The sequence below is a fragment of the Nitrospirota bacterium genome, from assembly GCA_030645475.1.
Classification (GTDB): Bacteria; Nitrospirota; Nitrospiria; order Nitrospirales; family Nitrospiraceae; genus Palsa-1315.
The window spans coordinates 36,114-59,710 of record JAUSMA010000009.1 but is presented as its reverse complement, the minus strand read 5'-3'; the positions used below and the strand labels follow the sequence as shown (position 1 = coordinate 59,710).

General features: G+C 57.3%; 22 protein-coding genes and 1 pseudogene. 11 read left to right on the top strand and 12 right to left on the bottom strand.

Going from position 1 to position 23,597, the window contains the following annotated elements; translation table 11 throughout:
• The 3 genes from Q7U76_01350 to Q7U76_01340 all read left to right on the top strand — a co-directional run bounded on the left by Q7U76_01350 (position 1) and on the right by Q7U76_01340 (position 4,083).
• Positions 1-1,278, top strand: coding sequence for an ATP-binding protein (locus Q7U76_01350; GenBank protein ID MDO8355021.1), 1,278 nt, complete (start codon positions 1-3; stop codon positions 1,276-1,278).
• A gap of 25 nt (positions 1,279-1,303) precedes the next feature.
• Entirely contained in the window at positions 1,304-2,719 is a 1,416-nt protein-coding gene (locus Q7U76_01345; GenBank protein MDO8355020.1) for a sigma-54 dependent transcriptional regulator, read from the top strand.
• Between the two features lie 221 nt (positions 2,720-2,940).
• The gene (locus Q7U76_01340; GenBank protein MDO8355019.1) at positions 2,941-4,083 is read left to right on the top strand and encodes a response regulator; all 1,143 of its coding nucleotides are present in this window, start codon (positions 2,941-2,943) and stop codon (positions 4,081-4,083) included.
• Positions 4,084-4,100: 17 nt separating this feature from the next.
• Here the strand turns inward: Q7U76_01340 and recN are convergent, their stop codons facing one another.
• From recN to moaC, 10 genes and pseudogenes are all read right to left on the bottom strand, one after another.
• Positions 4,101-5,780 carry a DNA repair protein RecN gene (gene recN / locus Q7U76_01335; protein ID MDO8355018.1) on the bottom strand — a complete coding sequence of 560 codons (1,680 nt, stop codon included), beginning with the start codon at positions 5,778-5,780 and terminating at the stop codon, positions 4,101-4,103.
• Positions 5,781-5,812: 32 nt separating this feature from the next.
• Entirely contained in the window at positions 5,813-6,160 is a 348-nt protein-coding gene (gene trxA, locus Q7U76_01330; protein ID MDO8355017.1) for a thioredoxin, read from the bottom strand.
• A gap of 134 nt (positions 6,161-6,294) precedes the next feature.
• Positions 6,295-8,745: an LPS assembly protein LptD gene (gene lptD / locus Q7U76_01325; protein MDO8355016.1), complete on the bottom strand. Its 2,451-nt coding sequence runs from the start codon at positions 8,743-8,745 to the stop codon at positions 6,295-6,297.
• A 16-nt stretch (positions 8,746-8,761) separates the two neighbouring features.
• Entirely contained in the window at positions 8,762-10,057 is a 1,296-nt protein-coding gene (locus Q7U76_01320; protein MDO8355015.1) for a folylpolyglutamate synthase/dihydrofolate synthase family protein, read from the bottom strand.
• 55 nt (positions 10,058-10,112) lie between these two features.
• Positions 10,113-10,949: an acetyl-CoA carboxylase, carboxyltransferase subunit beta gene (gene accD, locus Q7U76_01315; protein ID MDO8355014.1), complete on the bottom strand. Its 837-nt coding sequence runs from the start codon at positions 10,947-10,949 to the stop codon at positions 10,113-10,115.
• Between the two features lie 222 nt (positions 10,950-11,171).
• On the bottom strand, positions 11,172-11,879 hold the full coding sequence (locus Q7U76_01310; GenBank protein MDO8355013.1) for an urease accessory protein: 708 nt from the start codon (positions 11,877-11,879) through the stop codon (positions 11,172-11,174).
• A 53-nt stretch (positions 11,880-11,932) separates the two neighbouring features.
• Positions 11,933-13,018: a GTP 3',8-cyclase MoaA gene (gene moaA, locus Q7U76_01305; protein MDO8355012.1), complete on the bottom strand. Its 1,086-nt coding sequence runs from the start codon at positions 13,016-13,018 to the stop codon at positions 11,933-11,935.
• Positions 13,019-13,044: 26 nt separating this feature from the next.
• Positions 13,045-13,485, bottom strand: coding sequence for a molybdenum cofactor biosynthesis protein MoaE (locus tag Q7U76_01300; GenBank protein MDO8355011.1), 441 nt, complete (start codon positions 13,483-13,485; stop codon positions 13,045-13,047).
• A gap of 18 nt (positions 13,486-13,503) precedes the next feature.
• A pseudogene (locus Q7U76_01295) lies at positions 13,504-13,740 on the bottom strand (MoaD/ThiS family protein).
• Positions 13,741-13,746: 6 nt separating this feature from the next.
• Complete coding sequence (moaC, locus tag Q7U76_01290) at positions 13,747-14,241, bottom strand: cyclic pyranopterin monophosphate synthase MoaC (protein MDO8355010.1); 495 nt, start codon at positions 14,239-14,241, stop codon at positions 13,747-13,749.
• A 487-nt stretch (positions 14,242-14,728) separates the two neighbouring features.
• Between moaC and Q7U76_01285 the strand changes: the two genes are divergently transcribed.
• The 8 genes from Q7U76_01285 (at position 14,729) to Q7U76_01250 (ending at position 21,730) form a co-directional block, all read left to right on the top strand.
• Positions 14,729-15,208 carry a hypothetical protein gene (locus tag Q7U76_01285; protein ID MDO8355009.1) on the top strand — a complete coding sequence of 160 codons (480 nt, stop codon included), beginning with the start codon at positions 14,729-14,731 and terminating at the stop codon, positions 15,206-15,208.
• A gap of 107 nt (positions 15,209-15,315) precedes the next feature.
• The gene (locus Q7U76_01280) at positions 15,316-15,984 is read left to right on the top strand and encodes a hypothetical protein (protein MDO8355008.1); all 669 of its coding nucleotides are present in this window, start codon (positions 15,316-15,318) and stop codon (positions 15,982-15,984) included.
• 482 nt (positions 15,985-16,466) lie between these two features.
• Complete coding sequence (locus Q7U76_01275) at positions 16,467-16,763, top strand: hypothetical protein (GenBank protein ID MDO8355007.1); 297 nt, start codon at positions 16,467-16,469, stop codon at positions 16,761-16,763.
• 2 nt (positions 16,764-16,765) lie between these two features.
• A complete protein-coding gene (folB, locus tag Q7U76_01270) occupies positions 16,766-17,716 on the top strand; it encodes a dihydroneopterin aldolase (protein ID MDO8355006.1) in 951 nt (316 codons plus the stop codon).
• Positions 17,713-18,570 carry a PHP domain-containing protein gene (locus Q7U76_01265; GenBank protein ID MDO8355005.1) on the top strand — a complete coding sequence of 286 codons (858 nt, stop codon included), beginning with the start codon at positions 17,713-17,715 and terminating at the stop codon, positions 18,568-18,570. Before folB ends, Q7U76_01265 begins: the two co-directional genes overlap by 4 nt.
• A gap of 171 nt (positions 18,571-18,741) precedes the next feature.
• The gene (locus Q7U76_01260; protein MDO8355004.1) at positions 18,742-20,148 is read left to right on the top strand and encodes a serine/threonine-protein kinase; all 1,407 of its coding nucleotides are present in this window, start codon (positions 18,742-18,744) and stop codon (positions 20,146-20,148) included.
• A gap of 27 nt (positions 20,149-20,175) precedes the next feature.
• Positions 20,176-20,976, top strand: a complete 801-nt coding sequence (locus Q7U76_01255; protein MDO8355003.1) for a Stp1/IreP family PP2C-type Ser/Thr phosphatase — start codon at positions 20,176-20,178, stop codon at positions 20,974-20,976.
• A gap of 34 nt (positions 20,977-21,010) precedes the next feature.
• Entirely contained in the window at positions 21,011-21,730 is a 720-nt protein-coding gene (locus Q7U76_01250; GenBank protein MDO8355002.1) for an FHA domain-containing protein, read from the top strand.
• Between the two features lie 11 nt (positions 21,731-21,741).
• Here the strand turns inward: Q7U76_01250 and Q7U76_01245 are convergent, their stop codons facing one another.
• Together Q7U76_01245 and Q7U76_01240 are read right to left on the bottom strand one after the other, a co-directional pair.
• Positions 21,742-22,374, bottom strand: a complete 633-nt coding sequence (locus tag Q7U76_01245) for a cysteine rich repeat-containing protein (protein ID MDO8355001.1) — start codon at positions 22,372-22,374, stop codon at positions 21,742-21,744.
• 140 nt (positions 22,375-22,514) lie between these two features.
• The gene (locus Q7U76_01240) at positions 22,515-23,528 is read right to left on the bottom strand and encodes a hypothetical protein (GenBank protein MDO8355000.1); all 1,014 of its coding nucleotides are present in this window, start codon (positions 23,526-23,528) and stop codon (positions 22,515-22,517) included.
• Between the last annotated feature and the right edge of the window lie 69 nt (positions 23,529-23,597).

The window sequence follows — 23,597 nt, the reverse complement described above, 5'->3', positions numbered from 1 at the left end:
ATGACGTCACGCCCACCGAATACCGACTTCTCAGCCTCGTCTTCCAGTGAGCTCTTAACTATCGTCACACAGTTTGCGTCAGACCTGGGCACCATGACCGACCTGCCGACCATCGGCAATCGCATTATCCAAGAACTCTGTCGCGCAGGAGCGACGACCCATGGGGCGCTATTCGTCCTGGATCGCGAACACGAATGTTATCGCCGCGCCAACATGGTTGGTTCGGATGCCCCCACCTATATTCCACCAACGTTAGCCGTGAGCCATCCCTTGCCTCAACACCTACTCGCCACCAACCGGATCATGGCACAGGCCGACTCGGCTGCTGACCTTCAAGACACTGACTTCGGAGCCAACGCACGCAAGGCGATGGAATCGATGCAGGCCTCCCGCATCGTGCCGCATCTCAACAAAAACCGTCTCATTGCCTTCACCGTCCTCGGCGCAGCAGTCCCTCTCACGACAGAACAGGCGCTCAACAAGGCCATGCTTGCCGCGCTGGCACAAACCGCCACCAATGCACTCGACACTATTGTGCTGTACGAAGATCTGCATCGCTCACACACACTGATGAAGCGAACGGATCGGCTGAAATCTCTTGAGACGATCGCCGGCGGCTTCGCTCACGAAATCAGAAATCCCCTTACCTCGATTAAAACCTTTATCCAGTTGGCCCCTGAACGAAAAGATGACCCGCAATTTATTCAGGAGTTCAGCAAAGTCGTGCTCGACGATGTGTATCGAATCGAGCGATTGATCCAGGAAATTCTCGACTACGCCCGATACATGGAACCCAAACTGACGGATGAAGATTTCAACGATATTGTCGCCTCCTGTCTCTATTTCATCGACGTGAAGGCGGACAGCCGTGGGATCAAGATTGAAAAAGAGTTGGCGGCTGACCTGCCTCGTGTCATGCTGGATCGACAACAGATCAAGCAGGTCCTGCTCAATCTCCTCCTCAATGCCATAGACTCGATGGCAGGAGCGGGTGGGCGGTTACGTGTTCAAACCCGCACAGTGGTGAAGCCGGGAGGGAAAGTCTGGGCCCACATCGAAATCGAGGATACCGGTGAGGGAATCCAAGAGGCCAATCTCGAACACATTTTCGACCCATTTTTCACGACCAAACACGAGAGCGGAGAACACGAAGGAACGGGACTCGGGTTGACGATTGTCCATCAAATTATTCAAGAACATCACGGCGAAATCCGGGTGAAGAGTACAGTCGGTATCGGCACCACATTTTTCGTGAGCCTACCGGCCTTGCCCGCATAATCGCCAACACCCTATGGACACCAGCATGAAAAAGCGAATCCTGTTGATCGATGATGAGGCCCGGGTTCGGGCCTCATTGAAAGCGGTGCTCGAACCAGCCTACGAAACGATCCAAGCCGCAGACGCCCAAGAGGGCCTCGAGCTATTTCGCAAGGAAGCTCCCCATCTGGTACTCCTCGACGTCATCCTGCCTGGCACGGACGGGCTGTCGGTACTCCAAACCATACGCGCCGAGGACCGGACGGCGCCGGTCATCATGCTGACAGGAACAAAAGCTGTCAAAACCGCCGTCGACGCCATGAAGTTCGGCGCGGCCGATTATCTCTCGAAGCCTTTCGATGTGGAAGAACTCCGCATCATTGTCGACCGCGCACTCAAGGATCAGGAACTCCAGCGGGAGGTCAAACAGCTCCGCGCCCAAGTCGTTCGACGTTATGCCTTTCACAATCTGATCGGCAAAAGCCCGTCGATGCAAGACATCTACACCAAGATCGAACAAGTCGCCGACAGCCGCACCACCGTGTTTATCTCCGGAGAGAGCGGAACGGGAAAGGAGCTGGTCGCCAAGGCCCTCCATTACAATAGCAGCAGGCGCGAACGGCCCTTCATCGCACTCAATTGTGCCGCCCTTCCTGAAACGCTCATCGAGAGTGAGTTATTCGGCCATGAGAAAGGCTCGTTCACGGATGCCACGGCTCGTCGAGTCGGACAATTTGAACTCGCGAATACCGGTACGCTTTTCCTCGACGAAATCGGCGACCTCAGCGCCATGACACAAGCCAAGCTGCTGCGGGTCTTGCAAGAACGAGAGTTCACCAGAGTCGGCGGGGTGCAATCTATCAAGGTGGATGTGCGCATCGTCACCGCGACGAACAAGAATCTCGAGGAACTCGTTCGCAAAGGACAATTCCGCGAAGACCTCTACTACCGCATCAACGTCATTGCGCTGTATTTGCCCCCGCTCCGGGAACGCGGTGAAGACGTCCCCCTCCTCGCCAAACATTTTCTGGCAAAGCGTATCGAGGAAGAAAACAGGCCGCCGCAAGAATTTTCAAAAGATGCCGTCGATCTTCTCTCCCGCTATCCCTGGCCTGGCAATGTGCGGGAAATGGAGAACATCATCGAGCAGGCATTCATTTGGTCCAAGGGGTCGGACACCATCACCCCCGAACATCTCCCGACTATCCTGAAGAATGACACTCGCTCCACCTCACTCCGCGATGACACCCTCGCCGGGCGACTATCACTCGAAAAAGCCGTGATGGAATTCGAGCGCGAAATTATCTTAGACGCCCTGAAACGAACAGGTTATATCCAAACTCATGCCGCCAACCTGCTCGGAATCAGCCGCCGGATGCTGAAATACCGCATGGACACCTTGGGAATTGGCCGGCCAGATCAGGAAGTCAATGCCGAACCGCAGGCCATAGTGCAGGAATAGCACAGTAATTTGGCCCACTGCGTCATTTTTGCACGATTTAGCTTCAAGTTTTCTCACTGAGTTACGTAGTGTTTCGCTCAAGAAAACTACATATGGGTGCCCAGCCTAGGCCACCCACACTCCATTGAGGCACAAGTGCTAACATGCTGAAATGGAACAGGAATTGCTTTAAATAGCATCAGATGCTTTCAAAGGTGCCTGGTTAGCGGGAGAGGACATTCATGACCTTACCTGTGATTCCTGAGCCGGCGAAGAATCCGCCGACCCTTCTCGTGATCGATGATGAGGCAGGACCTCGTGACGCCCTGACAGCGATTCTCAGACCATTCTTTACGCTCCTCGCCGCAGAATCAGCCAGTGCAGCAATTGACATACTCAACTCCCAGCCTGTCGACATCATTACACTCGACCAGAAGCTTCCGGACCGCCAGGGCTTAGACCTCCTTCAAGAAATCAAGCATGACCATGCCGAGGTTGAGGTCATCATGGTGACCGGGTACGGGAGCTTAAAGTCCGCCATGGAGGGCATACGCCATGGCGCGGCCGGCTACCTGCTCAAACCTTTCAACGTCACTGAATTGCTTTCACTGGTCAACCAGACCGTCGAGAAGAAGCAACGGCTCGACTTCCTCAGACATTTCCTCAGGACATCGACCGGACTCTGGGGATCGGAATCCGAAGGCGCCCAGGCGTGGCAACAATTGTTCACGGGATACCAGGCGATCGGAAAATCGACGCAAGAACCGGCATCTCGCTGCGAATCCACCCCGAGCCAGCTCCTCCCTCTGCTCTCAGACCTGCTCGAAGCCAAAGATCGGCAGCTCCTCAACCACTGCAGCCGAGTTAGCTTCTACGCGACCCTCTTGGCCAACCGCATAAACTTAACGACCGCTGAGCAAAAGTCTCTAGCATTGGGCGCATTCCTCCACGACATCGGGAAGGTCGGGCCTGAGACCTATCACTTCGCCGAGGATGAAATCGCGATGGATGGGGAATCTGTCGGCAATCGGCTCCACCCGGAACTTGGCGGAAAACTTGTGTTGCCATTGGGACTGCCGGCTGAGGTGGGACAGATCATTGCCTATCACCATGAACGCTGGGATGGCTCAGGGTATCCCTATGGACTGCAAGAAGAAGGCATTCCTCAACTGGCCCGTATCGTGTGTCTGGCCCAAGCATTCGACCATCTGACCGCGGAGCTTCCAGGCCGAACGCCTCTCTCAATTGATGACGCCTGCCAACACATGCTGGCGCATGCAGGCACTCACTTCGAACCAAAATTGACAGAACTCTTTACGCATGTGATCCAGGAATGCAAAGCATGCCTTCCTGCAATGGCAACGGCCACAACCCCTGCCGACTGATCTGACGCCTCGCCTACTCACTCAGACCGTTTTCCCTTCGTCCCCGCAATGAGCTCCGCTGCCGTTTCACGCACTTTTTTCGTAATGGTCAGTCCGCCCAACATTCTGGCGATTTCTTCTTCTCGCCCTATCCCCTTGAGCGCTCGCACCGATGTGGATGTACGCTGACTCTCCAGTCCCTTTTCCACCAGCAGATGATGCTCCGCTTGGGCAGCAACCTGAGGAAGATGGGTGATACAAAATACTTGATGGAACGACCCGAGCTTGCGCAATCTCGTTCCCATAGCGGCAGCAACCGCCCCGCCCACCCCCGTATCGATTTCATCGAATACCAACACCGGCACCTGGTCCATCTCGGCCAATACTGTTTTGAGCGCCAACATAATCCTCGACAGTTCCCCGCCGGAGGCCACTCGTCCCAACGGCCTCGCCGGTTCACCAGGATTGCTTGAGAGCAGGAACTCTGCTCGGTCACGCCCAGACGGTCCAAGCCCCTCATCCGACTCATCACTCAAGACCGTGACTTGAAAGATGGCCTGTTCCATTTTCAACGCGACCAGCTCTGCCCCCACGAGCAACGTCATTCGCTTGGCTGCGTCCATTCGCTTCTTCGACAGTTGCTGCGCCAACATGCGGAGACGGCAGGCTTCTTCGTCCAACCGCACCGTCAATTGAGCAGTGCGCGCTTCACGATTGTCCAAGAGCTGCAGCTCCTCCTGCACCCGTCTTCCCGTCGCAAGTACTGCCTCGACCGACCCTCCATATTTTTTCTTCAGTTGTTGGATAAGATCGAGTCGGTCCTCCACGACAGCCAATCGGTCAGGATCGGCCTCGAGTTGTTCCGCATAATCCCGCAATCGTCCTGCAAGATCCTTGAGCTGAATCGCGGAATCCTTGGCAGCCTGCTCACAATCACCCATCGCTGTGTCGGTCTGAGCCAGCGCTACAAGGGTCCGTTCGATCCGTCCAAGCCTGGTGAGAACCGCCTGCTCATCCTCCTGCAATTCCACATAGGCCTCATGGGCCAATTCCCTCAGCCGATGTGCATGGACCAGTCGCTGCCGCTCATGACGAACCCGTTCTTCTTCGTCGGGCAGCAAGCCGGCTTGCTCGATCTCCTGCGATTGAAACCGCAACATGTCTTCAAGTCGTGTACGATCGACACCTTCATGCTGCAAGGCATCCAACTGCGTGCGAAGACCCTTCCATCCCTGATAAGTCTGCTCGTACCGTCCACGCAACTCATGGAGGCGTCCGAACGCATCGAGGGCATCGAGTTGTTTGGCCGGGGCTAGCAGCGATTGCTGCTCATGCTGACCATGAATATCGACGAGTGTGCCCCCGAGTTCTTCGAGTACACGGAGCGGACAGAGGCTGCCGTTGAGGTACACACGATGGCGACCGGATCGAGAGAGGACACGCCGAAGAATCAGTTCGGACTCGTGCTGACCGATGAGGTCTAGTGACCGCAATCGTTGGAGGAGTGGATGGGTATCTGGGAGATGGAACGATGCTTCGAGCTGAGCCTCGTCTTCGCCAGTACGAATCTGGTCGGTGGAGGCCCGTCCACCGACTAGCAACGCAATCGCATCGATGAGGAGAGATTTGCCAGCCCCGGTCTCCCCGGTCAGAACAATAAAGCCTGACTGGAATTGGAGACTGAGCTGCTCAATGAGCGCGAAATTGACGATGCGCAACTCGGAGAGCATTGCGGCAGGTGACTACATTCCTAGGCTGAGCCGGCTGGTTGCGCCAGCAGGGAATCGATCATTTCCTTGAACTGCCGCTTGGGTCGTGCGCCAACGAGTTTTTCCACGACTTGGCCATTCTTGAAAAACAGAATCGTCGGGATACTCATGACCTGATAGCGGCCTGCCACTTCCGGATTCTCATCGGTATTGAGCTTCCGCACCTTCATTTTTCCGGCATATTCTTTGGCCAACTCCTCGATGATCGGAGCGACCATTTGGCAGGGGCCACACCAGACCGCCCAGAAGTCGACCATCACCAGTTCAGCGGACTTCATGACATCGGCGTCCCACGTTCCATCTTCAACTTTCAGTGCATCACCAGCCACGTCGTATTCCTCCTTCGCTGAGTACGGGAATAAATTTCAAATCGATGGGGCATCGTATACCAGCCCTCTTCGGGGAGTCAAATCCATCGAGCCGATGCGCGACGTGACCCGCGCCGCTCCACGACATGATCGACTCACCGGGCTATCCCTCCCATCCCTGTCTGGGGCAGAACCGACTGTGCCCTTCCATATGGCCCGCCCGGTGCAGCCCAGGGCAGACCTTTCTCTCCGATCAGCAGAGGACTGAGTATACTTCGGAGCACCGCCGTACCGAAGTTTTCCGTCCAACCAATACCAGTCAGGCTCAGCATGAAATTGTACTGAGCCCGGTCTGGGAACTGTAAATAGTACAGGCCTAGAGACCAACACTTGCAGGGATTCTGATAGAGGGCCACGACATCGTACTCCGGGCTCTTGCCGTTCTTCACATCGTAATAACCCTTGGCGCCGATGGTCCAGCCCCAGGGTGTCCGAAACCCTCCGCCTGCCGTGACAAACTGAATTTCTTCGGTCGGCGCATAGACCTCATTGAACGAAACGGGGTTCCAGACATCGCCGCGGCGGACGCGGTTCCCATCGCGAGAAAATCGTTGTCCGACTTCCAGGTACCAGTAGTTCGACTGTTGCACCCGAAGGTCAGTATTGAATTGACTCATCGTGGATCGGTAGGGATCGAAAAAGGCATCGATGGTGAGATACTGATTGATGGCCGGCTGCTGACCGGGGACAACCCCGGCGCCACGACCGAACGCCGTGCCAGCCAGCTGAGCCGGCGTGAACTGAGGCGTCGTATTGCCGATCACGGCGCGCATCCAGAGGTCGGACAGTTTCTTGCCGTCAATGGCCACCGTTGCCGGCTGCAGCGGTTGCGTAATCGACCCGAGCTGCGGAGAAGCCCCCGGAGTAAAATCGCGCGCTCTCGTTTGCGTCGCACCCACGTGATAACTCTGCGCCATCGTAAAATCCAGCCAGTTGAAACTGCTGCCGCCCTCTTGCTCCAGCAACCGGCTGCGGATGGCATAGGTCAGCAAATTCTTCTTCGGCAGATCGTCCACCTGATCAATCTGCGTAATCTTCGACTGATCCGTGGGAGGCACATACTCATAGACCACGCTCGGCTCGAGCGTATGCAAGAACGAGCCACCGTCTCCGACACCGAATCGTCGGCTGAGCTTCGAGGTCGCGTCAAGGCTCGCCCACAACGTCTCCCGATGCTGACTATTGCTCGATTCGACGCCTCGGGTGTAATAGACCTCCCGGACCTTCGCTTGCGGCGTCAGACCGATAATGTGCCCCAGGTCGATGACATCGGTGGTGAGACCAGGCATCACATCCACCCGATTGAGCGTAAAGCCCTGTTCGCGATAAAAGTTCACATAATTGCTGTCCAACCCAAGGAGCAGCGGCGAGTTGAAGAGCGACAGGTTGGGAAGGCTATAGCCGGTTTCCGGCAACCGCTGGAACGTATCCTTACCTCCCGCCTGGAGAGGCTGCAGGTATTGACCGAGGAAGTAGAGGTTCCCATAGGGCAGCCGCTGTGTGGCTAAGATATTATTTTCACTGCTTGGGAGCGCCCGCTGGGCGCCTGAGTTACTGAGCTGCTGCAGATAGTTTGGATCGGTCACAAAGCTTATCTGGGCGCGCAACAACAAATCCGGCGTGAACTGCTGGGTATGGGTCCCGGCGATGAGCGCGCGGGACTGGGACGCGCTGCTCCCGGTGTCGGTGACGCCTGACACATTCGGCAATTTCGTCTGCTGCAGAAAACTGACGAACCATTGCCCCTTCGATTTCTGGTCCAGGGCATAACGATACTCGAAATCGCTTCCGTAGCCGAGACTGCTGTAATACGAAGGAGAGATCGTCAGATCCTGGCTAGGATTGATGGCCCAATAAAAACTTTCCTGGAGGTGCGTCCCAAATCGATTGTCGTACCCGACATTCGGAATGAGAAACCCGCTCCGTCGACTGGAGAGCGGATAGGTCATCGTGGGAATCGGAATCACCGGGACATCGTTCACACAGAGCCACCCGCCGGCAAATCCCACGTGATCGCCGGCATTCAGATCGAGATCTTTAAACTCAAACCGCCAGGCCGGCGTCTCCCCTTCCTGCGCATCGCAGTTCGTAAACCGGCCCTCTTTCACCCGATAATGGTCCTCTGAAAACCGCTGCATGAGTCGACCCTCGACCGAGGTATTCGAGGCTTTCAGATAGACCCGTCCATGCGTGATCACCCCCGCCTCGGTATTCACGTTGAGTTCCAACCGTTCGGTCGCGAGATCGGCTTTGGGATCGACGAGTCGGACATGGCCCGTGGCAATCACCACGCCAGGCAAGGCATGAATGGTCATGTGATCGGCCGTGAGACGCATGGCGCCCTGATTGACCACCACCGAACCATTGGCTTCGTACGTCTCTTGTTCTTGGAGATAATCGATGCGTTCGGCAGTGATATCGAGCGGGAGCGCACCGGACGATGTCGCCGCCGGCACAGACGCAGCCTGGTTCCCCACGGCATGCCCGCCGAGCGGAAACAACAGCCCCACCAACAACCAACCGGCCAGACACCTGGATAACCGCATCACCATACCTGTCATATCAGCCCCGAAGCGGCGACAGCCCACAGCCACGGAGCCAGGCCTTGCACTCGCCCACCAGCATGAGCGAGCCCGTGACGCAGACCAGCCCCTCCGGTGTGGCCAGCTGTCTGGCCAAGACCATCGCATCACCGAGCGAGGACATGACATGCGAATGCGGCAGCACACCGTCGAGCGAAGCGCTGAGTTCCTGCGCGGTGAATGAACGAGGAAGATCCGCCTGTGTCAACACGACTTCATCCACCAGGCCCTTGAGCGGCTCGACAAACCCTCGATGGTCCTTATCTCGCATCATGGCAAGGACCAGGACGACGGGGCGGGACGGATGAGATCGGGCAGACTGGGTGAGGTAGTGAGCCAAGACCCTGGCGGCAGCGGGATTATGTGCGCCATCCAGCAGGATCGTCGGATCGTGATCGACCACTTCCAATCGCCCGGCCCAGTCGACCGCGCGCAAGCCAGCTCGCACCGCTTCAGCCGTGACCGCGATCCCCTGAGGGGCTGCCGCTTCCAAGAGCGCCAACGCACAGGCCGCGTTATCCAGTTGATGCCGCCCCTCCAAGACACAGGCCAATCCGTCATAGTGCAGACCCATGCCGCGATAGGAAAAGTCCTCGGGTCCCTCCCCCTCTGTACGAAAATCCTCTTGCAGGCGAAAGACCGGGGCCTGCCGTTCTATAGCCACCTGCTCGATCGTGCGCCTGGCCTCATCATCGAGCCGCCCCAGCACCACCGGCACCCCCTGTTTGATAATGCCGGCCTTCTCGAACGCGATCGCCGAGACGGTCGTCCCCAGATATTCCTGATGATCGAGGGCAATCGTCGTCACCGCACAAGCCAAGGGTGTCACGACATTGGTGGCATCGAAGCGCCCGCCAAGCCCGACTTCCAACACCGCCACGTCGACTCCTGAGTCGGCGAAGTGCTGAAATGCCATCGCCGTCGTATATTCGAAGAAGGTCGGCGACAGGTCCGGTTGGCAGACCGACTGAAGTTGTTCGGTCAATTGTGTCACCTGCGACTCCGCAATCATCTCGCCATTCACACGAATCCGCTCTCGAAACTCCACGAGATGGGGCGAGGTATAGAGCCCCACTCGATACCCTGCCGCCTGCAATATCGCGGCAGTCATAGCCGCGGTGGAGCCCTTTCCGTTCGTCCCGGCGATATGCAGTGTGCGATACGTGGTCTGCGGCATCCCGAGTCGCCCCATCAGCGCCGTCATTGTATCGAGACCCAATTTGATGCCATGCTTTTGCAGGCGATAGAGAAAAGTCACGGCAGACAAATAGGTCATGGTGTGATCAGGCAGGATGGGAGGTTAGCCCGGATGCGTCATAGGGCAACCAGGCTTAAAAGTGGGCCACGAGCGTACTTAAGGTTTCTTTCAGTTGCTTGCGCTCCACGATCATATCGATCATGCCATGCTCGAGCAGAAACTCTGCGCGCTGAAACTGATCCGGCAGCTGCTGTTTGATAGTCTGCTCGATGACGCGGGGCCCGGCAAAGCCGATCAGCGCTTTCGGTTCGGCGAGAATCACATCGCCCAACATGGCGACGCTCGCGGTGACACCTCCGAACGTGGGATCGGCTAACAAACAAATAAATGGCAGTTTCGCCTCGCCCAGTTTGGCAACCGCGGCAGAGGTCTTGGCCATCTGCATCAGGGAGAGAATCCCCTCTTGCATCCTGGCGCCTCCGGAGGTAGTGACCAAGATCACCGGCAACCGGGTCTCCAGCGCGCGATCGATCGCGCGGCAAATTTTTTCACCGACCACCGACCCCATGCTGCCGCCCATAAAACTGAAGTCGAATACACAGAGCACCACCCGGCGGCCGTTCATCATCCCCTCGCCGATCACCATGGCATCTTTGCGGCCGGTCTTCTCCTGGTGCGCCTTCACCCGATCCTTGTACGACTTCGTGTCGTGAAAGCTCAGGGGGTCCAGGGGACCGAGTTCCGCATCCCATTCCTTGAACGTGCCGAAGTCGACCAAGAGTGCAATGCGCTCCAAGACGGAGATGGGAAAATGGTAATCACACTTCGGGCAGACCTTATTGTTCCGTTCGACCTCTTTACGATAGACGATCTCCCGGCAATGATTGCACTTGAGCCACATGCCCTCCGAAAGCTTGGATCGTTTCGGGGCTTCAGCCTCAGTCGTTTTCTGTTTTTTAAACCAGGCCATAACGCGCTCCTCTTAGTCGCAAGCGGGACTCGTTATTCGCGCGAGACTTGCGCGAAAAGCGGGACAGGTCGGAAGTGTCATCGTTGCGAGTCGCGCTTTTCCCGCCAGTCTCGCTCGTCTCACTTACAATATACCAACGACGCACGAAGAGGACGGCAGAATACCATAGCCGCCCATATGACGCACGTAGATTTCCCATCGATGACCGTGACGACGCGGGAGTCAGAAGCGTTGACCGCCGAAGGCGATCTGGAACATCAGGGCGAGTCCAACGGCCACACTCCCAAGACTCGCCAGCCCCTGCACCGCGAGAAATACGGGACGTCCGAGGTTCAGCGACCACAACACAGGAAGGCTCACGACGATCCCGACCAACATCATACCCAGGATCGAACCAACCCCGAATACCGCAATATAGATGAGCCCTTCCGGCACCGACCGGGCGGACGACAGCACGATCAGCAACAATGCTGCCGACCCGGCGAGACCATGGGCCATGCCGATACAGAATGGCCGAACGGAGTCGCGCCACCAATGTCCATGCCCGTGATCCTCGACCAATGCATGACTATGCAAATGCACATGCGGCGCACCGTCATGGTCGTGTGTATGCACATGCCAGCGCTCCCGAACCAACCGCATCCCGAGCATGCCGCCGAGCAGCACGAGCATCGCACCGACGCCGAACTCGGCCGCTTCGGCGACAGGTTCAGGAATCGGCATGCGAAGCACCAACACGACTGCCCCGACCAGTAACAAGACCACCGTATGGCCTAGCCCCCAGCTGAATCCAATCATGCCGGACGCGCGCAACGAGGGCCGCTGCGCCAGCACCGTAGAGACAGCCGCTAAATGGTCTGAGTCCAAGGCATGACGAAGCCCCAGTACAAACCCGAGTCCTAAGATTGTGAGGAATTCAGTATCCAGCATGAACCATCGACAAGGTCTGCTCTTGTGGCTTAGGTCGGCAGCCAGGTGGGACGTCAACCGCCGCGGGCATGCATTTCAAGATGGGGATCTTCGCGGAGCTTCTCAATACCAATGAGCCCCCCGACACGCAACCCATCCCGCTCCAGCGCCTTGCGGTCCTCTGCGCCCCGGTCGCGGCGGCCTTCCCAGCCGGCACGAATCACCGCTCGCATCTCATCTGCGGACGCCCCAACGCGGAGCGGCTTCCGCAAATCCGTTCCCGCCGTCGCGTATAGACAGCGGTACCACATGCCGTCGGCGGTGACCCGGCTGCGATCGCAGGTCGCACAAAACGGCGTGGTCGTCGACGGGATGATCCCGAAGGTTGCGCCATCCGGCAACTGAAACCGCTGCGCCGGCGCAGCCCCCCGCTCCGGCATCGGCTCGATCGTCCCATAATGCGCCGTCAGCAACGCGAGCATCGCAGCGCGGGACAACACTTTCTGTTGCGACCATTCATTCGCCCCGCCGACGTCCATATATTCGATGAACCGCACTTCCGCCTGCACGCGCTTGCCGAACTCGATCAGCGCGACCAACTCATCGTCGTTGAAACCTCGAATCGCGACCGTATCGAGCTTCAGCCCGGTGAAGCCCGCGCGCGCCACGGACTCAATCCCTTCCATGACGCGCGCATACTCATCGCGGCGGGTCAGCTGACGAAACCGTTCCGGCCTGAGCGTATCGAGGCTGACCGTCACGCGGTGCAGCCCTGCGTCAAACAATGCTTCAGCCTGGTCCGCCAGCAGAATGCCGTTCGTCGTCAACGCAATATCCATCACCCGCCGGTTCTGGACTAAGAGACGAATCAGCCGGGGCAAATCACGCCGCAGCAGCGGCTCTCCCCCGGTCAGCCGCACGCGATCCACGCCGAGGTCGGTAAAATAACCCGTCAGCGTCGCCATTTCCTCGTGGGTCAGCACATCCTCGCGCGGCAGCCAGACATAGTCCTCTTCCGGCATGCAATACTTGCAGCGGAGGTTACAGCGATCCGTGACGGATAGCCGCAAACTACGGAGCGGCCGACCGTACGTATCGGCAGCGACAAAATGAGAGGCATCGTCAGGCGTCGGCATCGTCATATTCGATTCGTCACCCATCACAGATCACACATCACTCGTCACGGCTACGGATGTTCCTCAACCCAGACTTCGCCTTCCGGCGTATGTTCAAGCTTCCAGATCGGAGTAATCTGTTTCAATTCACTGATCGCCCATTCGCAGGCACGAAACGCCTCGGCCCGATGCTCGGCACCGGCAATGATCAACACGATATTTTCGCCGATCGTGATCTCGCCATATCGGTGAATGATCAGGAGCTCCAGGATGTCGAAATCTTTCAGCCCCCGCTCGCGAATCTCGCGCAGCTTCTTCTCCGCCATCCCTTCGTAATGTTCGAAGGTAATGCTATCGACATCCCGCCCTTTGGAACGATCCCGGGCAATCCCCAGAAACGTCGCGATCCCCCCGATCCGCTTCGATCGGCTCTTGACCCGATCGAGCTCTCGATCGATGGAGAAGTTCTCCCGCTGCACCCGAACGAGCTGGTTCTCATCTATCGGTTCCATGCCTGCCCCACCTGCGAATGGCGGCAACAATGCGATTTCGTCGCCGTCTTTGATTTCAGTCTCCTCGTGGGCAATCTCCTGATTGACCGACACCAGGACCTTCTTCTTATGAATCAACTCCCCGATCTGCGGATACCCGCCATCGAGAAGCTCAACCAAATCTTTCACTCGTCGTCCATCCGCCAAGGCCAGAGAGAGAGAGCCTTGGTTCCCTGCTAGCAGCTTCGTCATACCGAATAGCTTAATCGTGACCATGATGGCTCAGCCTGGCCTCGTATACGTGCCGGACTTTCCCCCTGATTTGGAAAGCAGGCACACGTCACTGAAACTCATCCCGCGATCGACCGCCTTGCACATATCATAGATGGTCAAGGCCGCCACTGTGGCCGCCGTCATCGCTTCCATCTCGACCCCTGTTTGCCCCGTGGTTTTCACCGTGGCGAAGATGCTGATGGCACAGAGGCCTGCTTGGTTCGGCTGGGATGCTTCTTTGAAGGAGATATCGACGCTGGTGATCAGCAATGGATGGCACATGGGGATGAGGTCAGGGGTCCGCTTGGCCCCCATCACGCCGGCAACCTGCGCCACGGATAGGACATCGCCCTTGGCGATCTTGCCTCGTTGAATCTTTTCAAGGGTTTCTGGAAGTAGGAAAACGGTAGCCTGAGCCGTGGCGACCCGCTCAGTCGAGTGTTTGGCGCTGACGTCGACCATCCGCGCCCGGCCTGACTCGTTGAAGTGCGTAAATTCTGCCATCTTTTAGCTAAATCAGCGCGTTACGACTCAATCCTGGCGGGGATTATAGGGGCCGGTGGAAAGGGCAGTCAATAGAGGGGCAGGGCGGCCTGGATGGTCCCTTTCGCTCGCTGAACGCGCACGATGAAACAGTGCTCGTTCAATGCGCGCGGTGAGGGACCATTCCAGGCCACCCTGCTGAGCGGGAAAGTGGAAGAGAGACTCGAAAACATGGGAATGAAAGAGGAAGGGCGGCTCCAGCAATCCTCTGTGCTCGCGCAACGCGCGGCCTCAGAAGGCCCTCGTTGCATGCGCGCAGTGGAGGATCACTGGAAGCCGCCCATCCGAGAAAGGGATAACGAGCGGGCCTGGAAGGACTCATTCTGTAATGGCACGCCGTAGATAAGCATTGGACTTTGCAGTAGACTTGTCTGCAACAGATTGCTGAGGCTGCCTTGCTATGCTGCACGGGTAAGCTGCAGCAGACTTACTGGTTAGGAGTATTCTGATGGGATTTCTGTCATGGCTCACAGGTAAAAGCCCAAAACAAGAAGAGATCAACCCCCCTCCGAGTGACCATGTGATCGCGGGTAAAATCGCAGGGCTTATTGAGTTTCACCTCCACGATCCCGAAGAGTCAGGAGGTCTCGCCCAACTCCTCAAGCCGACGTGTGTAGTGGTCCTCGGAAAAGATGGGGGAGTCAGCCTCCGCTGGCCTTCTAGTCCTGAGTTCGCACGTGACATAGTGAGCTTCGCCTTTCTCCATGACCTGCCAGCGTTCACAAGTTTGACTCAAACCCTCGTCGAGCTATCTAAGTCAGAGAATCGAGAGGCTCTTATTAAGGACTGGCTTCAACTCATGGGCCCAATGACAGTTGATACAATCACAGCAGAAGCCCTAAACGAGATGAAAAGCAAATGGAGAGCGCGCCGAGCAGCCGCAGGGAAACTCCTTCCTCCAGGTGAAACAGACTGGCCGGAAGAATGAAATCTATGGCTTAAGACTTCATCGGACAAACAGTGAGTCCGCCGCAATGCCCCCCACTCTACTTCTAGTGTGACTTGCAAACGCATCGCTATCAATCAAGTGATCGGATGTCTATTTCTCCACCCAACCCTGAGACGGAAAAGAAATTCGAGGAATATCGCCGCTACTTGGTGTACGAAGCCAGTTGCTTGGCAAGCTTCGTCAACCTGTTTCGCAGGCTCTATGAGCGCAGAGTTGATCGACTTGAGGAGATGAACATTGCGCCAGCTTTCTTCCAGGTGGCGACTGACGCTTTGCGTTCAGCTATTATCCTTTGGGCGGATAAACTGTTCGATGAGAGAGGGGAACGTGGTATTTTCAATTTCCTCATGTTTATCGAGCATAATAGGAATATCCTCGCAATAGAACAGCTCAAGCATCGCAAAAACTATCCAGACGGCCATCGGATGCTCAACCGGGATCCTATTACTCTCGAAACGATTAACAGAGACCGAAAATATATCCAAAGCCTTGGCTGCCTTCAAAGCTTCACGACTCTACGGGACAAATTTTATGCACATTTCGACAAGGAGTATTTTTTCGACCGAGAGCGCATGGCGAAAGAGGCTCCCACATGGGATGATCTTGGAAAGGTGATCGCGGTTATATCCGAAGTCATTAACCGATACTCCGTTGCATATGATGGACAGCTTTTCGTCCTGGAACCGGAGAATATCAACGATCTCGATTATCTATTGGATCTTCTGCACACATGCAAGAAGTCGCAAAACAGCTAACAAGAAAAATTGGGGTCGGGTCTTGTAATCCAACATTTCCCCGCGCGCTCCTCCTCTCGGCGTTGGTCCTTTCGATGAGTCTGATCTGAAACGAAATACGCTTCACGCTTAACGAACGAGGGTCTTTTAGGGCTCCAGAATCTCGTTTGCCCTCCTGACTTTAAGGAGATCGCAAGCGTATAATGCGCAACCTGATCCTCATCCTGGGCGTTGAACGGGAAACTCGCGCTGGAAGGATCCTCAAAAAGGCCGTCCAGCAAGGCCGCAGCCGACGAAAGTACCGGAGGCGTACCCACTGGGGCGCACGGTGCGACGAATAAGGAGCACCACGTTTGTGCGCGCCGCCGAGTGGTGAGGCGGCCGGGTCCCCGTTGAGGATTATTTCGATCCGAGAACGAAGTTGGGGATCGTTTTCAGCATCCCACGAATGGCGCACTGAATAAGATGTGCGGCGAACGACAGAAGGAACTCTCGTGAGCAATATGGCTAAATTTGATGTGATTCGCCTCTACCTGCGCGGGCAGTTTCCCAAACATCACATCACCGATTTCGAGGAAGGTACCAGTCGCGCACAGGTCTTCCGAGTCGATGGGCCGCATGGCCACCCGCTCCACTACGCGGTCCTCGGGCTCGACTTTCTCCTCGGGCAAACAGCCGAAGGCCTGCAGCAGTCGCTCGCCTCATCCGGCCTGGGAGAGAAACTGAAGGAAGCCGGCGCCTCACCGGTCACGGTCTCGAAAACAGGGTTCAGCATTGAAGGCACGATTGCCGTCGTGTGACCATGGCAGGAAAAATCATTATCGAACGATTGGAGTTTCAGGGGCGCTGCGGCGTGACGCCGGAGGAGCGCCGACGGCCTCAGCCCTTGGCTGTGGACCTGGAACTGGAATGCCGGACTGAGTCGGCTGCGGCGTCAGATGATATCCGCCAAGCGGTCGACTATGCGGAGGTGGCTGATCGGATCGTTGAAATCGCCGCGACGCAGGACTGCGCCCTGCTGGAAACGTTTTCGGAACGGCTCCTCACCATGCTCTTTGCCGAGTTTCCCGTCGAACGGGCGAAGATCTGGGTGAGAAAACTGGCCCCTCCGCTGGAGCATGTCACCGGTTCGGTCGGTGTGCGACTCGAACGATCTCGCCAGGCTCATCGGATTCAGGATGTGGGACCCACTCCGGCCCGGTTTCTTGCACAGCAACTCCACCGCTTACCGAAGGGTAAGGCGCTCGACGTCGCGGCCGGGTCCGGACGCCACTCGCTCTTTCTCGCCTCACAGGGTTTTCAGGTCGATGCGATGGACCGCGATGAGCAGGCCATGGCCCAGCTCGCAGCCACGGCCAAACAGCGGGGCCTCACGAACCTTACAGTCCGAACGGTGGACCTTGAGCGAACGACGGATGAACGTCCCGAGTTTCCGGCACAGACCTACGACGTCATCCTCGTCTTCTTCTATCTCCATCGCGCGTTGTTTCCCGCGCTCCTCGAATCGCTGAAACCCAGCGGGGTCTTGATCTACGAAACCTTCACCATCGACAACTATTTGCGCCATCGCCATCCGCGCCGCTGGGAATTTTGCCTGGCCCATAACGAATTGCTCCGGCTCACGTCCAATCTCCGCCTCTTATCGTACGACGAAGGCGAACATGACGGCGGCCCTGGACCGGATGCGGTCTATACCGCGCAGCTCGTCGCCCAACAGACAGGACCCAGCAGCCTGCCGCACGAGTCGACATGAGCCGCATCGATCTCCATCTCCATACGACCCATTCCGATGGCAGCCTCTCGCCAACTGAGGTGCTCCGGCTCGCCCACAAGGCAGGCGTGACTGCGCTAGCCATTACGGACCACGACATTGTGACCGGCATACCCGAGGCCATCGCTGCCGGGGCTGAGCTGGGCATTGAGATCATCCCCGGCGTAGAAATCAGTTCCCGTGTGGGCAACAGTGAGCTGCATATCCTGGGCTACTGCCTCCAGTGGCAAGACCCTGAACTGAATCGACGCTTGGCCTTCTTGCGCGAGAGCCGGCATAGCCGCAACCCGCAGATCATCGAACGGCTGCGTGCCTTGGGGCTGGATGTGACCTATGAAGAGGTGCGAGCGCTGGCCGGCACGGATGCGGTCGGCCGCCCCCATATCGCGCGGCTCTTGATGGACAAACACTACGTCACGTCGGCGAAAGAGGCCTTTGATCGCTACCTGGCAGAGGGGCGCCCGGCCTATGTGGCGCGTGAGCTGCCGTCGCCGGCGGATGCCATCGCCTGGATCAGAGCGGCCGGCGGCGTCGCCGTGCTGGCCCACCCCACCTGGGCCAAGGTGTCGGGAGAAAGTCTGAACGCACTCCTGATCGCCTTGAAAGCCGAAGGCCTCGGCGGCATTGAAGTCCACTATAGTAGCCACACGAAGCGACAGACGAGGGAATACCACGACTTGGCCAAACGGCTGGACTTGCTGATCACCGGTGGAAGCGATTTCCACGGCATCACTAAACCGGATATCGAGGTCGGCACCGGAAAGGGCGGCTTGAAAGTATCCGAAAAGTTGCTCGATCCACTCAAAAAAGCTGCCCTCTCTGCTCCTCACTCGTAACTCGTATCTCGTATCTCGTATCTCGTCGTTCGCAGACAATCATGCTTTCTGGCTTGCGAGATACGCTTCACGAGCATCGAGCTCACCGACCGCGCATTTACCCCAATTCGTTGACTCTCCCATCCCATCCGTTACACTTTGAGACGTTCACAGGCAGTCTCACAAATTCCTATGTCGAAATCCTGGACTTGGATCGCTCCCTATACCTTTGCCATCTTGGCCGTGCTCCTGGCCGGTCCCTTGCTGAGCAGCATGGCCGTGGCCCAATCCGCCACGGTTCCGTACCTGGCACTCAGTGGTCCTCACGTCATTCGATTGGGTGCTGACCTCCTCGCGCTGACCATCCTCTGGCTCCTTGCCCTTGCGGCGTCACAGCAGCTCCCAGACAATGGCCGGGGCTCAAGCTTTCTCCGCAGCCTCGTCCTTCCGCTCACGACCCTGATCGTCATCCTCTTCGCCAATAAAGCCTTGAGAACGGTCGGACTGCCACTCGTTGAGCAGATCGGCTCAGCTCGATTCGCCTCGGGCTATGCCATCGGACTTGTCGGCTCCGGGCTCTGGCTCACGACGGCATGGTTCATGAACCATCCTTCGTTACGCAGAGCCTTCGATCCCCCTCTCCAGACCAGACGCCAAGGGGCACAGGCGCTTGCCGAAGACGAGGAAGAAGAACAAGAGGCAGCAGAGGATTCGTCGGAATCGAAGAGTCACTCCGCCACGTCAACGATCATAACCTCCAACCCCTCCACCCCTGGCATGCTCGGGCGTTATAGAGTCTTGAAAGAACTGGGGCGTGGAGCGATGGGACTGGTCTACCTGGGGAAAGATCCCACGATCCAACGGTTCGTGGCTATCAAAACCATGCGGCTCGACCAGATCGACAACGACGACAAGCTACAAGACATCAAGGCGCGGTTTTTTCGCGAAGCAGAATCCACCGGGCGCCTTTCTCACCCCAACATCGTGACGATCTATGACGCAGGAGAGGAAAACGACTTGGGGTATATCGCAATGGAACTCATCGAGGGAACCCCACTGAAACAATGGGCAAGGCAACCCAACTTGATGCCGCTCAACGAGGTCCTTCTGATTGTGGCCACCGCCGCGGACGCGCTGGACTATGCCCATCAGCAAGGAGTCGTCCATCGCGACATCAAGCCGGCCAACATCATGCTCACAAAAGATCGCATCGTGAAAGTCATGGATTTCGGTATTGCAAAAATCGCCTCGAGCAGCAAAACACAGACGAATATGGTGATGGGCACACCGACGTACATGTCCCCGGAACAAATCTCAGGGAAAAAAGTGGACGGCCGATCGGACATTTTCTCGCTCGGCGTCGTGTTGTTCGAACTTCTCACGGGACAGCCGCCGTTCACCGCCGATAATTTGTCGGCACTGCTGTTCAGCATCGCCCATCATCCGCATCCTGCCATTCACACCTTGCGGCCGGATCTTCCCCCGATGGTGCAGGAGATCGTGGATCGGGCGTTGCAGAAAGAGTTGCCTCACCGGTATCGGCGTGCGGACGAATTCGCGCGCGAACTCCGTGCTTGCCTGCAGAGTCTCGCAGCCTAAGGGAGGTGTCGTCTGTCCTTCGAACGAGTGCATAGCGCCAAGTCCGATACCGGCCTCAAGCGCCCCCACAACGAAGACTGTTTTGTGGTCGACCCTGAGCTCGGACTCTATGTCGTCTGCGACGGCATGGGCGGCAGCAATGCCGGCGAAATTGCCAGTGCACTCGCCGTCGAGGCGATTCACGCACATCTGGCCGAAGCAGCCAACAACCCAGACCTTCCGCTGATCGGCCCTGGCGATCCCACGATGTCTGAATCGGCTAATCGTCTCGCCAGCGCGATTCGAGCGGCCAACGAGGTCATCCATCGCGAATCATGGCGCAGACCTGACTATGAAGGCATGGGCACCACCGTGGTCGCAGCACGACTTTCAGAGGAGATGCTCGCCATCGCCCATGTCGGTGACAGCCGTCTCTATCTCATCCGAAACGCGGCCATCCATGCCCTCACCACAGACCATTCCTGGGTCGCTGAACAAATGCTCAAGGGAGTCATGACAGAGGAAGAGGCGGAACGATCTCCCCGTAGAAATATTGTGACAAGAGCCCTCGGTGTCGACAGCCACGTCGAGGTTGAACTGACGGAGGTACCGGTGAAAAGTGGGGACGTGCTGCTGCTCTGTTCGGACGGACTCACCCGTGGGGTCCGCCCGAGCGAAATACTTCAAGTCCTGAGCGGCTCAGACGACATCCCTACTCTGTCCGATCGCCTCATCACCATGGCGAATGAAGCCGGGGGCGACGACAACACGACCGTGGTCGTCGTGGCCCTGCGGAATGCACTCCATACCGGACTATGGGAGCGGCTCAAACAACGGTTTGTCGCGTAACCCATCAGAGGAATCTTGCACGGGAGGCCACATCATGCCGGAAGCACTGACACAACCAGCCACATTACTTGTCAAACTTCACGGGAAGGGCTCACAGCAGATCGAGCTCACCCATGAGACCGTGACGATCGGCCGGAAGGCCGACAACACCCTCGCCATCGATGACCCAGCCGTCTCGGGACACCATGCACGGATCGTCAAGATTCAGGCTGTCTTTTTCCTCGAAGACTTACAGAGCACCAACGGCACGACCATCAATGGAAAATCGATCACGCGCCACCAACTCCATGACGCGGACGTGATTACCATCGGTCAACACCGGCTCGTCTTCCAAGAGCAGGCGACAGCCTGCACGACTGAGACTCCCCCATCAGCAGCCGATTTGGATCGAACCATCGCACTCACAGGATCGAACCGTACCGCCAAAGAACCGGCCCTCAGCGCTAAGATCCTGGTTGTGGCCGGGAAGACCGATCGGTTGGAATACCCCCTCGGCAAACAGGTCACTCTCATCGGATCACAAGAAGGAGCAGCCATTCGGCTGACCGGCTGGTTTGCCCCAAAGTCCGCAGCACGAATCGCCCAACGAGGCCCAAGCTACGCCATTAGCCCTTCTCAAGGCACAAAGTCGCTGCTCGTCAACGGCACGAATGTCGTGGGACAACAGGTCCTGAAGAATGGAGACCAGATCGACGTGGCGGGTGTACAGCTGACGTTCTACCTGCTCTCAGAATCCAAACCGGCCGCTCGCTAAGACGCATACGGCTATTGAACGTAGAGCGCGCCCTTCGGAAGGGTCTCGTAACATCGGTCCGACACGTCAGGGGCATTCGATTGGAGACATTGGAGAATCTGCCCGCCTCCGGGTACGACGTCGGGACAAAACTTTTTTACATCCTCATCGCAGGCGGCCATCATCCGGCCTCGATCTTCCTTCCACTTCACAAACCGCTCGCGCACCTGGCTTTGGCAAAGCGGAGATAGTTTTCTGGCCCGCTGCTCAAGACAACGCGTACGGGCAGCACCGTCTGGAGAATCCGGACACAACTCTTCGATCTCGGACTCGCACCTCAATTTTGCAACCTGCGCGGCACGAGGGTTAAACCGCGTCACCGCTGGAACATCAACTGGTGTATCGGATGACTGTTCCTTCTCTCTCCTTGGCCTGACAACCGATGAAGTCATTGGAGGAGCACCGGGAATGCTGAGGTCTAACTCAGGCGACGCAGGCACTGGAGACGAGGGATGTGCCGCCGGACGAGTCTCAGCCGGTACTGCAGCCGCAGACAGCTCTTCCTGTGAGGGGAAATTAGCAGCCACCGTCCCCCAGACGAGCCCGAGACCAAGCAATGTCATGGCGCCGGCCATGATCCCGCTTGAAGACTGCTGTTGTGCCATGATTGCTCCCTATCTGACCGATCTCAGCATAGGATAAGCCGTGAAAAAAATCGATGAAATGTCCTGTTTTTACGGACGAGGATTCGTGAGGGCGGTCATGCTGGATAATATACAGGGAAAAGGAGACGGGGGAACGACGGTCAGTTCTCTGGTGTCTCAACGATGTGATTCTCGAACCTGGTGCAGCCCTCGGCGAGAAGACGATTGGTGAGCATCTCTCCAGGCCATTCGATCGGCAAATCGGCCGTGAAGACCCAGACATCAGGAGAGGTCCAAACAGGACCATGGTCTTCAGGAAGCTCGGGGTCAAATAGATCGGTCCAGACCGGCATGTAGACACCATTCCCACATTGCGTATGAAGGTGCACGATCGTGCGGGCTCGCACGAGGGGGTCCAGATCGCGCCAGACCGCTGCGGTCTCATCCGCCAACCGATGGAGCCGCACGGCATTTTGCGCATCGAACATGGCGTAGGCGGCGTACACCGGCGCCTCAAGCATATCGGGAGCGAGCGCCAACTCGGGACATTGCTCCACGAGACCTTCAAGGAGCGCCCGGCGATGCCGGTCTTCCAGTGCATCGGGCAGTCCAGAATCCGGAACGCCGATCAGCTCAAAGAAGAGAAATGCCGTACTCTCGACGGGAGGATAGAGCCGGGCCGCAATCGAGGTGGTCCGCTGCGAATCTGCGACTGAGCTCAAATGATCGTTCAAGCCCTGGAGACTGAGCGGCTCTAACGTCGAATCGGTCAGGAGGCGAGACTCGACTCGCACCACGGTCCCGGCTGAGAGGCGAAGATGCCGGTGCAGCAAATCTGCCGTCGCGACCGGGTCGATCTTGAGCTTGAGCGGATGGGTCAGATTCGCCTGGAGAGGAAGCTCCAAGGCCGCCATGATGGCATAGGACAGCTTGTCATCGGCCGGCCCATCTATGAGCACAGAACAGGAGGCCTCTGCGAGGAGATCGAAGAGCCATTCCGCCATGTCCTCATCCAGCGCCGCCAGCACCGTAAGGAGATCGTATTCCCGTCCCTGCTCCAAGAAGGCCTGCAATGTATCGATCGCCGCATCGGTATCGCCATGATCATGGCGCCGGGCATTGATCAAGTGCACGAGATCTCGGGTGAGGGGGTCGGGACGAGACCAACTCAACATATCAACAGACTCCTCCAGCACAGTCGTGCATCACTGACCCCATGTTGCCAAACTTTCCATGTGGTAGCA